This is a genomic window from Stenotrophomonas sp. 05N37 (genome assembly GCF_056397365.1).
The window spans coordinates 22838-35567 of sequence record NZ_JBFTNG010000011.1; the positions used below are offsets into that span (position 1 = coordinate 22838).

Sequence of the window (12730 nt, forward strand, 5' to 3'; positions counted from 1 at the left end):
GGGCGTACTCCTGGACAGGACAACCGGTGCGACAACGACCATCGTGGGCGTTGCCGGCAGTGTCTGCCGGCGTGGTCCACGCGCGGCGATGCACTGCGCCTCCTGTATAGGCGCGCACCCGCAGGCGCCTTGCGCGGTGTGTTGCGCCGGCACCACCGCGCGTTGCGGATCGCGATGGCGCCTGGCGTCAGCCGGCGGCGATGGCGCCGTCGGGTGCGGCGCTGGCCACCACTGGCGCCTCGGGGAACAACGCAAAGCGCAACCCCATCACGCCCATCAACGCCTCGTCGCGGGCCTTGCCCGGCGCGACCGTCTGCACCCGCTTCAGCGAGGCCTCCAGCTTGGCCTGCAGAGCGGTCGGTGCCGGCAGCGGCCCCCGATGGGCCACCTGTGCACGGTAGTGCGTGGCCACATCGTCCAGGATCGATTCGATCGCCGCCATGCTGGTGGGTGGCAGGTCGTGCCGGGCGCGCCGCAGCTGCAGGATGTTCAAGCCGATGCGGGCTTCGGTGAGCATGTCCACCGAGGCGATGTCGCTGCCTTGCGGGGTGGCCGCCAGGCGCGGGGCAAGCAGGCCGAGCAGGTCCAGCATGCGCGCGGCGAACTGCTGCCGGTCCTGCTGGCCATGGCCTTCGGCGGCCTCGGCCAGCGTGGTCCAGCCCTGTCGCACCAGCCGGCGCGCGGTCCATTCGGCGCCCACCGAACGGAACAAGCGGGTCATCACCACGGCAAAACCGATGCCGATGAACATCGCCACCGAGGAGTTGATGAAGGTCTGGATGTTGGCGCTGTAGGTGTTCTGCACATTGAGCAGGGCCACCAGGTTGACCATCAGCGGCAGCCCGATCAGCGCGGTCTGCGGCTTGTGCAGAAGCAGGCCCACCGGCAGGAACACCACCGCCAGCACCAGCGCCAGGCTGCCGACATCATGCACCGCCGGGAACACGCCGAACAGGTACACAGCGGCCACCAGGCTGGCCACGATCGCCCACAGCAGGAAGGACAGCATGCTCGGCGCCGGGTCGTCCTGGGCGGCGAAGAATGCCGCGGCCACGGCGGCCATCATCGCGCCATTGCCGCCGCCTTCCCAACCGAGCGCGATCCACAGCGCGCAGTAGGTCATCAATGCGACGCCGGCGCTGGCGGCGGAGAACAGCGCCATGCCGTAGTCCACGTGGCGTGCGTCACCCACGCGCTTGGCGCGGATGCGGTAATGGGCGATGTCGCGCGGGGCACTGCCGTGTTCGATCGCGTCCTGCAGGGTGGCGCAGTCCTGCCAGAGGTCCACCAGCTCCTCCAGGCGCAGCAGCAGGGTGACCAGCAACAGGTGGTCCAGTTCGCCATCCACCGCCGGCTTCAATGCCAGGATGCGCTCGCGCAGCGCCGCATACGCACTGGCGCTTGAGCGGCCCGGCGTGTCCAGCCAGTCGGCGATGTCGGCCACCAGCGCCTCGAGCCCTGGCGGCAGCGCACGGCCTCCGGCCCGCAACGCGCCCAGGCGGTCGGCGATCGAGGACAGCACCGGCAGCATCAGCAGCATCCGCTCGCGCAGTCGTTCCATCGAGATCGCCGCACCGGCATGGCGCGGGTCGTCGCGGCGCAGGAATTCGATCAAGGCCTCGAACTGCACCAGGTCGGCCGCCAGACGGTTGCGCGGGGCATGCGCCTGGCCGCGCAGCAGGATCTGCCGGCACCACTGCGCCGCATCGCCCATCCAGTTGCCGATCCGCGAGCGCAGCATCGGCCGCACCGAGGCAGGGAAGAACAGCGAGGCAAACAGCACCGCCACCACCGTGCCCAGGATGATCTCCTCGCTGCGCGCCACCACCGTGTCGAAGATGGTGTCCGGCGAGGTCACCGCCGGGAAGCCGATGAAGGCGGTGGTATAGCCGGCCAGCAGGAACGCGTAGCCGCGCGGGCCGCGATTGAGCAGGGCGATGAACAGGCAGGCGGACAACCACAGCGACATCGCCGCGCTCAGCAGCAACGGCGTTTCCACCAGGTGCGGCAGCATCCACAGCGTGGCCGCGCCGGCGAGCAGCGTGCCCAGGATGCGGTAGACGCCCTTGGCGCGGGTGGGGCCGAGCATCGGCTGGGTGACGATGTAGACGGTGGCCATCGCCCAATACGGGCGTGACAGGTTGCCGGCCAGGCCGATGTACAGCGCAGCCAGCGCGGCCAGGAAGGTCTTGACCGAAAACAGCCATGCCTGGCGATCCAGCAGCAGCATGGCTTACCTCGCTGCCGCGCGCGGGGCCACGGCGTCGGCGTTCCAGCCGCCGCCAAGCGCCAGGAACAGCTGGATCTGGTCACGCGACACCTGCGCCTGCGCGGCGGCCAGCGTTGCATCGGCCGAGACCAGCGTGCGGTCGGCGTCCAGGCTGGCCAGGTACGGGGTGCGCCCGCCCTGGTACAGGCGCCGGTTCTGGCTGGCGGCCAGTTCGGCCTGCTGCTGCGCGGTCTGCAGCGATTGCAGGCGCTGCAGGTCGTGCGCATAGCGGCTGAGCGCGGTCTGGGTTTCGCGCAGCGCCTGCAGCACGCTGTGGTCGAACTCGGCCAGGGCGGCATCGGCACCGGCTTCGGTGGCGTGGATGCGCGCATGGGTGCCCGAGGACGGCAGCGTCCAGGAAATCAGCGGGCCGATCGACCACTGCTGGGTCAGCGGCTGGCCGAAATCCTCCAGCAGGCCGGCCGCGCCGAGCGAGGCGCCCAGGCGGATGTCCGGGTACAGCTCGGCGGTGGCCACGCCAATGCGGGCGGTGGCCGCGGCCAGGCGGCGCTCGGCCTGGCGCACGTCGGGGCGGCGTGCCAGCAGTGCACGGCCATCGCCCACCGGCAACGGCTGGGCCAGCGTGGGCGCCTGGCTGCAGTCGGCCACGCCATCGGGCAGCTGCCCGGGGGTGCGGCCGAGCAGGGCGGCCAACTGGTATTCGGACGCCTGGCGCTGCGCCCGCAGCGGCGGCAGCGCCGCCTCCAGCATCGCGACCTGGGCGTTGGCGCGGGCCAGCTCGGGCGGCGTGCCACGGCCGGCGTTGATCAGCCGCTGGGTGACCTCGCGGCTGCGCTGCTGCAGTTGCAGCGAGTGCTCGGCCACGTGCAGCTCATGGTTGGCATGGCAGATCTCCACGTAGCTGCCGGCGACCTGCGCCACCAGCGACACCCGGGCCAGGTCAAGCGCGGCGGCCACGCCCTGCTCGTCGGCGTGCGCGGCCTCGGAGGCGCGCTTGAGCTTGCCGAACAGGTCGAACTGGTAGGACACCGCGAACTTGCCGTCGGCCAGGTTGATCGGCGGCAGTTCGTGTTCCAGCAGGAAGGATTCGGCCGACAGCTGCGCGCGGCTCACCCCGGCCTCGGCCTCGTACTCGAAACCACCGGCATCCAGCGCCTGCTCGTACACGGCGGCGGCGCGGCGCAGGTTGGCATCGGCCACCTTGAGTTCCACGTTGTCGCGCAGGGCCTGCTGCACCAGTGCGTTGAGGGTGTCGTCCTGGTACAGCTCCCACCAACGCGCCGGCAGCGTGGCGCCGGCGGCCACCTGCGGGTTGCCGGTGTCGATGAAGGCCGCGTTGGCCTCGGGCCGCTGGAAGGCCGATCCTTCGGGCACGGCGTAATCCGGGCCCACGGTCTTGCACGCGGCCAGGGTGGTCAACGCCAGCCCCAGCGCGATGCGGTGCAGGGCAGGGCGGCTCACAACGCCGCCTGTGCCGGTCGCACCGGCGTGGGCGTGGGCGTGGCCGTATCCGGCTGGATCGTGACCGTGGCGGTGCGCCCGGCGATCAGGTTCACGCCCGCCGGCACCGTGTCGATGTGGATGCGCACCGGGATGCGCTGGGCCAACCGCACCCAGTCGAAGGCCGGGGTCACGTTCGGCAGCAGGCTGCTGCCTTCGCTGCGGTAACGGTCCTCGATGCCGGCGGCGATGCTCTGCACGTGGCCCTGCAGCGGCTGCGCCTCGCCCATCAGGCGGATGTCCACCTTCTGCCCGGGATGCACGCCGCGCAGCCGGGTCTCCTCGAAGTACCCATCCACGCGGAACGAGCCGGTATCCAGCACGGCCATCACCGGGCGCCCGGCGGTCACGTAGTCACCGGCACGCACGGTCCGGTCATTGACGTGGCCGTCGCTCGGGCTGCGCACCTCGGTGCGGGCCAGGTTGAGCCTCGCCAGATCGACTGCGGCCTGCGCGGTGGCCATCGAGGCCTGCGCGGCGAGCAGCTTGGCGCGGCGCACTTCGGCGTCCTCGGCGGCGACCAGGTCCTGCAGGCTGCGGTCACGCGCGATCTCGCGGCGCAGCTGGTCCAGCGTGGCGCGGCGTTCGCCGAGGGCGGCCTGGGCCTGCTCCAGCGCGATCTGGTAGCGGGCCCGATCGACCACGAACAGCACCTCGCCGCGCTTGACCGGCTGGTTGTCGGCCACCTTCACCGCTTCCACCAGCCCGGACACATCCGGCGCCACCTGCACCACGTCGGCGCTGACGTGCGCATCGCGCGTCCACGGTTCGTCCATGTAATACGCCCACAGGTGGCGCAGCACCAGCACGGCGGCAACCACCGCCACGACGGTCAGTACGACCGGGAAAGCACGCTTGAGGATCTTGTTCACGATTGCATCCAACGCATCAGGGAAAACAACCCGCCGAGCACGATCACGTACACGGCCAGGTTGAACAGGGCGGGGTGCCAGATGTGGCGGTAGGCGCCGGTGCGCTGCAGGACCAGGCGCAACCCGCTGATGAGCAGGTAGGCCAGCAGCATCAGCCCGAGCAGGGTCGGGACGAACACACCATAGAGACTGAATTCACCGTACATCGAGGCAAAGGGTTCACTGGGGGAGCGGAAAGGGGGACGCCCGGCGCCGCAGCACGGCACCGGGCGGCACAGCGGCGCATCGGTTTACGTCACGCGGTCGGCCGCATCGGCCAGCAGCTGCCACAGCTTCAGCACGGTGCGCAGTTCATCCATGGACAGCGCGCCGAACACGTCCTCGCGCAGGCCGATCAACGCGGTCTCCAACTGGCTGACCAGGGCCTCGCCCTTGTCGGTGAGCCACAGCAGGTTGGCGCGGCGGTCGCTGGCGTCGCATTCGCGGCGGACCAGGTCGCTGGCCGACAGCTTGTCCAGCAGGCGCACCAGCGACGGGCCTTCCATGCCCAGCTGCTGGGCCAGCGTGACCTGGCGGATACCGCCGCCGGCCCGGCCGATCATCAACAGCGGCATCGTGCAGGCGGCTGAAATGCCATAGCTGCCCAGGGCCTGGTCGGCCAGGCGCTGCCACTGCCGCCCTGCATAGAGCAGGCCGGAGCTGAGCTGCATCTGCAGCTGGGTGCGTTCGTCGAGGGTGCGTTTCATGGCAGATCGATAGGATACTACTAATTTCTATCCTATCAATACCCCCAGCCCAACCGCAGCCCAATGCCTGGCGCGCGCTGGCCGGCCCCGGCCCGGCGCGGGGGGACGCCCGAGGGGTCTGTCGGGTACGATGCTCGCCCCCCTTCGGGTGCTGTATGTAATGAGCAAACAAGACAACGACGCCACCCCGGTCACCCAGGCCGATGCCGAATCGGCCGTGCGCACCCTGCTGCGCTGGGCCGGTGAAGACCCTACCCGCGAAGGCCTGCTGGATACCCCGCGGCGCGTGGCCGAGGCCTACGGCGACTGGTTCAGCGGCTACCGCGACGACCCGCGCGCCTACATGGAGCGCACCTTCGAGGAAGTGGCCGGCTACGATGAACTGATCGTGCTGCGCGACATCGAGTACGAAAGCCACTGCGAACACCACATGGCGCCGATCATCGGCCGCGTGCACGTCGGCTACCTGCCGGCCGGCAAGGTGGTGGGGATCAGCAAGCTGGCGCGGGTGGTCGAGGCCTATGCGCGTCGCTTCCAGGTCCAGGAAAAGATGACCGCGCAGATCGCCCAGTGCATCCAGGACGTGCTGCAGCCGATCGGCGTGGGCGTGGTGGTGGAAGGTGCGCACGAGTGCATGACCACCCGCGGCATCCACAAGCGCGGCGTGAGCATGGTCACCTCCAAGATGCTGGGCAGCTTCCGCGAGGATGCGCGCACCCGCGCCGAGTTCCTGCGCTTCATCGAAGTGGGCGGCAAGCGCTGAACCTGCCGCGCGCCCGGCACCGCGGTGCCGGGTCGTTCCCCTTCCTGCCGCGCGGCGTCTGGCCGCGCGGTGTTCTTCCGGATGTCCTGGCTGCATGAAGCACCGCGAACGCATCACCCGTTACCGCGCCCTGCGCGAACAGCCCCAGTGGAAGCTGCTGGCCGCCGCCAACGCCCCGGAGATCATCGGCCTGCTGCAGAGCCTGCTGATGGACGGGGAGCGCACGCTGCCGGCCGCCGCCCTGCACGAACGCCTGCAGCGGGCGCTGGACCAGCTCAACGGCGACGAACTGTCGCGTGAGCTGCCGCGTACCGCCCAGGCCTACATCGCCCATTGGCTGGCCCAGGGCTGGCTGGAGCGGCGCCTGCCCGAGGGCGCCGACCAGGAACAATACGAACTGTCCACCCAGGCCCTGCAGGCGATCCGCTTCGCCGACAGCCTGGAGCAGAGCCGCGTGGCCGCGACCGAAAGCCGGCTCGCGCTGGTGATCGAACAGCTCTCGCAGCTGGCCGCGCAGACCGAATCCAACCCGGATGCACGGCTGTCGGCGCTGCGCGATGAACGCGACCGCATCGATGCCGAAATCGCCCGGGTTGGCGAAGGCCGGGTGGTGGCGCTGGATGGCAAGCGCGCGCTGGAGCGCGCGCGCCAGATCATCGGCCTGGCCGACGACCTCACCGAGGATTTCCGCCGCGTCCGCGATGACTTCGAACGCCTCAACCGCGAGTTCCGCGAGCGCATCATCGACGATGAAAGCGAACGTGGCGACGTGCTGTCCCGGTTGTTCGAAGGCGTGGACGTGATTGGCGACAGCGACGCCGGCCGCAGCTTCCAGGCCTTCTGGCGGCTGCTCAACGATGCCGAGCAGAGCGCCCAGCTCGACGCCGCGCTGGAGGCGGTGCTGGCGCGCGGCTTCGCGCGCAAGCTGGACCGCAACGAGCGCGCGTTCCTGCGCGGCTTCACCGCCACCATGCTCGACCGCGGCGGCCAGGTCCACGACGTGCTGCAGCACTTCGCGCGCAGCCTGCGTGGCTTCGTGCAGAGCCGTGGCTACCTGGAACAGCGCCGGCTCAACCAGCTGCTCAAGCAGGCGCAATCCGAAGCGCTGGCGCTGCGCGATGCGTTCTCCGCCCAGCGCCCGATCGGCCGCGACCTCCAGCTCACCACCAGCCGCCTGCGCTCCTGGTCGCAATGGAAGCTGCACGACCCGCGCAGCGCGCAGGTGGATGGCAGCGTGCAGCGCAACGACGCGGCCAGCATCAGCCTGGAAAGCGTCGGCGACCTGGTGGCGTCCTCGGAGATCGATTTCCGCACGCTGCGCCGCGACCTGCATGAACTGCTGGGTGCGCAGCCGAAACTGAGCATCGCCCAGGCCCTGTCGCAGCGCGAAGCGCCGCAGGGGCTGGGCAGCGTGATCGGCTACCTGTCGCTGGGCACCCGCCACGGCGTGGTGGTCGAAGGCGAGCAGGAAACCGCCCATTGGCGTGGCGGCGATGGACAGTGGCGACGCGCCCGCATCCCGCTGGTTTGGTTCACCCAGGAGAAACGCCATGAACTGGCATGAAGAGTCCCACGATGCCGCCCCGGTCGACGCGGTGGCAGACGATCACGAGGCCGAACCGGTCGTGGTCACGCCGCTGCCGCGGCGTGGCAATGACGTGTTCTACCTGGGCGACACCGGCCGGCTGCCCCTCGATGGTCGCCGCGCGCTGTGCCAGTTGCTGATCGGCCCGAGCATCGACCAGTTGCGCCACGCCAAGCTGTGGCCGGCGTTGATCCGCAGCGAGGCGGCGATCCGCTCGGCGCTGTCGGACCTGTTCCTGGAACTGGTGCTCGACCGTGACAGCGGCGTGGCCTTCACCCGCCAGGCCGATACCGAGGACATCGACGCACCGGTGCTGCTGCGCAGCTCGCCGCTGACCTTCATCGACTCGGTGCTGTTGCTGTACCTGCGCCAGCAGCTGGCCGAAGCGGACGCGCGCGGCAACCGCGCGGTGGTGGCCGACACCGAGATGGCCGAAGCGCTGGCCATCTACGAGAAGAACCTGTCCACCGATCGGGCCGGCTTCAATCGCCGCGTCGCCGCCGCCGTGCAGAAGATGAAAGAGAACCACATCCTGACCCGCCTGGCCGGCCAGGACGACCGACACGAAGTGTCGCCGGCGCTGAAGCTGCTGTTCTCCGCCGAAGACGTCTCCGCGCTGTCCGCCGTGTACCGCCAGTTGCGCGACACCCCCGCTGCAAACGCCTGAACGGACCACCGATAACGCATGGCCATTTCCAAGCACACCCCCGCCCTGTTCACCGACGGGCTGCCGGATCCGCGGCTGCAGCAGTTCCGCATGCGCCGCCTGCAGGTGCACAACTGGGGCACCTTCAACGGCCTGACCGAAGTGCCCATCGCCGAGCGCGGCTTCCTGTTCGTGGGCCGCTCCGGCTCGGGCAAGTCGACCCTGCTCGACGCCATGTCGGCGATGCTGGTGCCGCCGTCGATCGTCGACTTCAACGCCGCCGCGCGTGAAGCCGAGCGCAGCGGCCGCGACCGCAACCTGGTCTCCTACGTGCGTGGCGCGTGGGCCGACCAGCAGGACCGCGGCACCGGCGAAATCGCCACCCAGTACCTGCGCAAGGGCGCGACCTGGACCGCACTGGTGCTGGAATACCGGGCCGGCGATGGCCGCGTGGTCAGCCTGGTGCGCCTGTTCTGGATCGCCGGCAACGGCGCGGCGGCCGCCGACGTGCGCAAGCACTACCTCATCGCCGAGCGTCCGTTCGATATCGCCAAGGACCTGGGCGGCTTCGACCTGGACCTGCGCAAGCTCAAGCAGCGCCTGGGCGACGTGCACCATTTCGACAGCTTCGTCGGCTACGCAGAGCGCTTCCGCCACCTGCTCGGCATCGACAATGAGATGGCGCTGCGCCTGCTGCACAAGACGCAGTCGGCCAAGAACCTGGGCGACCTGAACGTCTTCCTGCGTGACTTCATGCTGGACACGCCCAAGACCTTCGACGCCGCCGAGCGCCTGGTGAGCGACTTCGCCGAGCTCGATGGCGCGCACAAATCGGTGGTCACCGCGCGGCGCCAGGTCGAAACCCTGTTGCCCGCGCGTGCGCTGCATGCCGAGCTGAAGGCGATGAACCTGCAGCGTGCCGACGAGGAGACGCTGAAGCTCGGGCTGGACAGCTTCCGCGAATCGCGCCTGCAGCAGCTGCTGGAAAAGCGCCTGCAGGAGATCGATGTCCGCCACCGTGGCCTGCTCGGCGAAGAAACCCAGCGCCGCCAGGGGCTGGCCAACCATGAAGAGCACCTCGCCGAACTCGAGCTGCAGCGACGCCAGCAGGGCGGCGAGCGCATCGAGGAACTGGAGCGCGAGCATGGGCGTGCCCAGGCCGAGCGCGACCGCCGCCAGGCAAAACGCGAGCAGGCCCGCCAGGCCGCGCAGACGCTGGGCGACGCGTTGCCCGACGACGCCCACGGCTTTGCCGAACTGATTGCCCGCGCGCAGGGCGAACTGGACAACCGCCAGCAGGCGGCCGCCGCGCTGGACGATGCCATTACCGAGCGGTTGTCCGGCAAACAGGACGACACGCGTCGCTTCGGCGATGTCCGTGCCGAGCTGGAGGCGATGGAGCGCAACCCGTCGAGCATTCCCGCGCCGCTGCAGAAGCTGCGCAGCCGCATGGCCGAGGAAACCGGCGTCCCCGAGGCGGCACTGCCGTTCGTGGGCGAGCTGGTCCAGGTCCGCCAGGAGGAGGGCGCCTGGCAGGGCGCGATCGAGCGCGTGCTGTTCGGCTTCGCGCAGTCGCTGCTGGTGGACGACAAGCATTACAACGAGGTCAATGCGTGGGTGAATCGCACCCAGCTTGGCATGCGGCTGACCTACTATCGCGTGCGTCGCAATGACGATGCCATTGCGCGCCAACCGTCGGCACGGTCGCTGCTGCACAAGCTGGAGTTCCGCGACAGCCCGTTCGAGCCGTGGCTGCGCCGCGAGCTTGGCAAGCGCTACGACTACGAGTGCGTCGAGGCAAAGCAGCTGCGCGACGTGGAACGGGGTATCTCGCGCGAAGGCCAGGTCAAGCACCCGGGCGACCGCTTCGAGAAGGATGACCGCAACGCGATCGGCGATCGCCGCCGCTGGCTGCTTGGCTTCAGCAATACGGAAAAACTGGCGGTGTTCCGCAAGGAAGCCCAGGAGCTTGCCCAGCGCATCGCTGCCTGCGACGAAGACGTCGCCCGGCTGCGCAGCCAGCGCGATCGTGACAACGACCGTCGCCTGGCCTGCAACCAGCTGGTGAACTTCGTCTGGGAAGAAGTGGATATCGCCACGGCGGTCCAGCGCCTGCAGGACATCGAGTCCTCGCTGCGCGAACTCAAGGAAGGCAACGCCGACCTGGCCCGGCTGGCCCAGCAGATCGACCAGGCCCGCGCGGATATCGCGCAGGCACGCCGCACCTACGAAGACACCCGGGTCGAGCTGGCCCAGCACGCCCGCGAGCGCGACAAGCTCGATGCCCAGCGCCAGCGCAGCCGTGCGCTGGTGCTGCCGGCGCTCGGCGCCACCCAGGAAGCGGGGCTGCAGCTGCGCCTGGAACGGTTGGGTGGGCTGAGCCTGGAGACGCTGGAAGCGCACATGCGCGAGATCAGCAAGGGCATCAACGAGAGCCTCGCCGCCTCGCAGCAGGACGTGCACCGCGTCGAGACCCAGCTGGTGGCCTGCTTCCGCCGCTTCGCACAGGCATGGCCGGAGGAATCCGGTGACTTCACCGCGTCGGTGGCCTCGGCCGAGGACTTCCTCGCCCGCCTGCAGCGCCTGGAGCGCGATGGCCTGCCGCAGCACGAAGAACGCTTCTTCGACCTGCTGCAGAACCAGAGCAAGAACAACCTGCTGGCCCTGCAGCGGCACAGTGCCGAGGCACGCAAGTCGATCGGCCAGCGCCTGGACGAGGTCAATGCCTCGCTGGAGCAGGTGCCGTTCAACCGCGGCACGCTGCTGACCATCGAGCTCAGCGACCGGCGCCTGCCGGAGGTGCTGGAGTTCCACCAGCAGCTGCGCGAAGTGCTGTCGCACCACCAGACCGAAGAGCGCGAGGTGGCCGAAGCGCAGTTCGCGGTGCTGCGTGAACTGGTCAAGCGCCTGGGCTCACAGGAAGGCGAAGACCGACGCTGGCGCGAGAACGTGCTCGACGTGCGCCTGCATGTGGAATTCATCGGCGTCGAGCTCGACGCCGCTACCCGCCAGCAGGTCGAGATCTACCGCAGCGGCGCCGGCAAATCCGGTGGCCAGCGGCAGAAGCTGGCCACCACCTGCCTGGCGGCCGCGCTGCGCTACCAGCTCGGCGGCGCCGAAAGCCAGCTGCCCAGTTACGCCGCCGTGGTGCTCGACGAAGCCTTCGACAAGGCCGACAACGAGTTCACCGCGCTGGCGATGAACATCTTCGAGAACTTCGGTTTCCAGATGGTGGTGGCCACGCCGCTGAAGTCGGTGATGACGCTCGAACCGTTCATCGGCGGCGCCTGCTTCGTCGAAATCAGCGGCCGCCACGACTCCGGCGTGCTGCTGATCGAGTACGACGAGGAAGCCAAGCGCTTGAAGCTGCCCGAGCGCAGCCGCCAGCAGGACGCCGAACCGGTCGCCTGACCGGTCGGCACGCCTGCGCCGCACTGGCACCGGCAATCGCGCGCCCACAACGGCAACTCCCGCGCCGGCAACGGAAATCCTGAGCCGGCACCGGAAATCCCGCGCCCACGTAGAGCCGACCGTTGGTCGGCTGCTCCATCACCGGTCGCCAACCCCGGCGCCCCGGCACTCCGCTCTACGCGTTACCCGGCAAACGTATCCCAGCCCATCCGCGCGATCAGCACCACCACCAGGCCGACGAACAATTTGCGGATGAAGGGCGTGCCGCCCCGCAGCGCCAGCCGCGTGCCCACCACCGAGCCGATGATGTTGGCGGCGGCCATCGGCAACGCGAACAGCCACAGGATGTTGCCGGTCGGCACGAAGAACGAAATGGCGGCCACGTTGGTCGCCAGGTTCACCACCTTCGAGGCGGCCGAGGCACGCAGGAAATCCAGGCCGAAGAAGCGCACGAACAGGAAGATCAGGAAGCTGCCCGTACCCGGCCCGAAGAAGCCGTCGTAGAACCCGATCACCGCACCGATCGCCAAGGCCGTGACCAGCTCCTTGCGCCCGATCTCGCGCGGCCGGTGCAGCGCGCCGAAATCCTTCTTCCACAGCGTGTAGCCGAGCATCGCCACCAGCAGGACCAGCACCAGCGGACGCACCGCATCCTTGGGCAGCAAACTCACCGCCGTGGCGCCGGCAAAGGAGAACACGAAGGCGGTGCCGGCCGCGAACAGCACCGGTCGCCACGGGAAGCGCACGTTGCGCGCATAGCGGAACGCGGCCGCAGCGGTGCCGAACATCGAGCTGAACTTGTTGGTGCCAAACAGCATCGCCGGGGTGTGCTGCGGCAGCACCGTGAACAGACCGGGCAACTGCACCAGCCCGCCGCCGCCCACGGCCGCATCGACCAGGCCGGCGATGAAGGCGATCGCCACCAACCACAACAGCTCAGGGGGTACCAGCTCGAACACGGCGACACCGCAATGCAA

General features: G+C 69.3%; 10 protein-coding genes. 4 read left to right on the forward strand and 6 right to left on the reverse strand.

Annotated elements, in window-relative coordinates:
• Window positions 1-187: 187 nt before the first annotated feature.
• From AC1DGC_RS19470 to AC1DGC_RS19490, 5 genes are all read right to left on the reverse strand, one after another.
• Window positions 188-2230, reverse strand: coding sequence for an FUSC family protein (locus AC1DGC_RS19470; RefSeq protein ID WP_259208164.1), 2043 nt, complete (start codon window positions 2228-2230; stop codon window positions 188-190).
• A 3-nt stretch (window positions 2231-2233) separates the two neighbouring features.
• Window positions 2234-3691: an efflux transporter outer membrane subunit gene (locus tag AC1DGC_RS19475; protein ID WP_478048634.1), complete on the reverse strand. Its 1458-nt coding sequence runs from the start codon at window positions 3689-3691 to the stop codon at window positions 2234-2236.
• The gene (locus tag AC1DGC_RS19480; RefSeq protein WP_259208168.1) at window positions 3688-4602 is read right to left on the reverse strand and encodes an efflux RND transporter periplasmic adaptor subunit; all 915 of its coding nucleotides are present in this window, start codon (window positions 4600-4602) and stop codon (window positions 3688-3690) included. Before AC1DGC_RS19480 ends, AC1DGC_RS19475 begins: the two co-directional genes overlap by 4 nt.
• Entirely contained in the window at window positions 4599-4808 is a 210-nt protein-coding gene (locus tag AC1DGC_RS19485; RefSeq protein WP_259208170.1) for a DUF1656 domain-containing protein, read from the reverse strand. Before AC1DGC_RS19485 ends, AC1DGC_RS19480 begins: the two co-directional genes overlap by 4 nt.
• Window positions 4809-4892: 84 nt before the next feature.
• Window positions 4893-5348 (reverse strand): MarR family winged helix-turn-helix transcriptional regulator, encoded by a 456-nt coding sequence (locus AC1DGC_RS19490; protein WP_259208173.1) that lies wholly within the window; start codon window positions 5346-5348, stop codon window positions 4893-4895.
• Window positions 5349-5508: 160 nt separating this feature from the next.
• On the opposite strand from AC1DGC_RS19490, the gene folE reads away from it, so the two are divergent.
• The 4 genes from folE (at window position 5509) to AC1DGC_RS19510 (ending at window position 11753) form a co-directional block, all read left to right on the forward strand.
• Complete coding sequence (folE, locus tag AC1DGC_RS19495; protein ID WP_228884867.1) at window positions 5509-6111, forward strand: GTP cyclohydrolase I FolE; 603 nt, start codon at window positions 5509-5511, stop codon at window positions 6109-6111.
• Window positions 6112-6205: 94 nt separating this feature from the next.
• On the forward strand, window positions 6206-7675 hold the full coding sequence (locus AC1DGC_RS19500; protein ID WP_259208178.1) for a DUF3375 domain-containing protein: 1470 nt from the start codon (window positions 6206-6208) through the stop codon (window positions 7673-7675).
• Window positions 7662-8363 carry a DUF4194 domain-containing protein gene (locus AC1DGC_RS19505; RefSeq protein WP_478048635.1) on the forward strand — a complete coding sequence of 234 codons (702 nt, stop codon included), beginning with the start codon at window positions 7662-7664 and terminating at the stop codon, window positions 8361-8363. Before AC1DGC_RS19500 ends, AC1DGC_RS19505 begins: the two co-directional genes overlap by 14 nt.
• 18 nt (window positions 8364-8381) lie before the next feature.
• Window positions 8382-11753 (forward strand): ATP-binding protein, encoded by a 3372-nt coding sequence (locus tag AC1DGC_RS19510; RefSeq protein WP_478048636.1) that lies wholly within the window; start codon window positions 8382-8384, stop codon window positions 11751-11753.
• Window positions 11754-11935: 182 nt separating this feature from the next.
• Here AC1DGC_RS19510 and AC1DGC_RS19515 read toward each other — a convergent pair whose 3' ends face one another.
• Window positions 11936-12712 (reverse strand): sulfite exporter TauE/SafE family protein, encoded by a 777-nt coding sequence (locus tag AC1DGC_RS19515; RefSeq protein WP_259208184.1) that lies wholly within the window; start codon window positions 12710-12712, stop codon window positions 11936-11938.
• Window positions 12713-12730 lie beyond the last annotated feature (18 nt).

Bases quoted from the DNA above. Each gene is read 5' to 3' on its own strand.
- AC1DGC_RS19470 (WP_259208164.1), bottom strand. From the start codon at position 2,230: ATGCTGCTGCTGGATCGCCAGGCATGGCTGTTTTCGGTCAAGACCTTC.
- AC1DGC_RS19485 (WP_259208170.1), bottom strand. From the start codon at position 4,808: ATGTACGGTGAATTCAGTCTCTATGGTGTGTTCGTCCCGACCCTGCTC.
- AC1DGC_RS19490 (WP_259208173.1), bottom strand. From the start codon at position 5,348: ATGAAACGCACCCTCGACGAACGCACCCAGCTGCAGATGCAGCTCAGC.
- folE (WP_228884867.1), top strand. From the start codon at position 5,509: ATGAGCAAACAAGACAACGACGCCACCCCGGTCACCCAGGCCGATGCC.
- AC1DGC_RS19500 (WP_259208178.1), top strand. From the start codon at position 6,206: ATGAAGCACCGCGAACGCATCACCCGTTACCGCGCCCTGCGCGAACAG.
- AC1DGC_RS19505 (WP_478048635.1), top strand. From the start codon at position 7,662: ATGAACTGGCATGAAGAGTCCCACGATGCCGCCCCGGTCGACGCGGTG.
- AC1DGC_RS19510 (WP_478048636.1), top strand. From the start codon at position 8,382: ATGGCCATTTCCAAGCACACCCCCGCCCTGTTCACCGACGGGCTGCCG.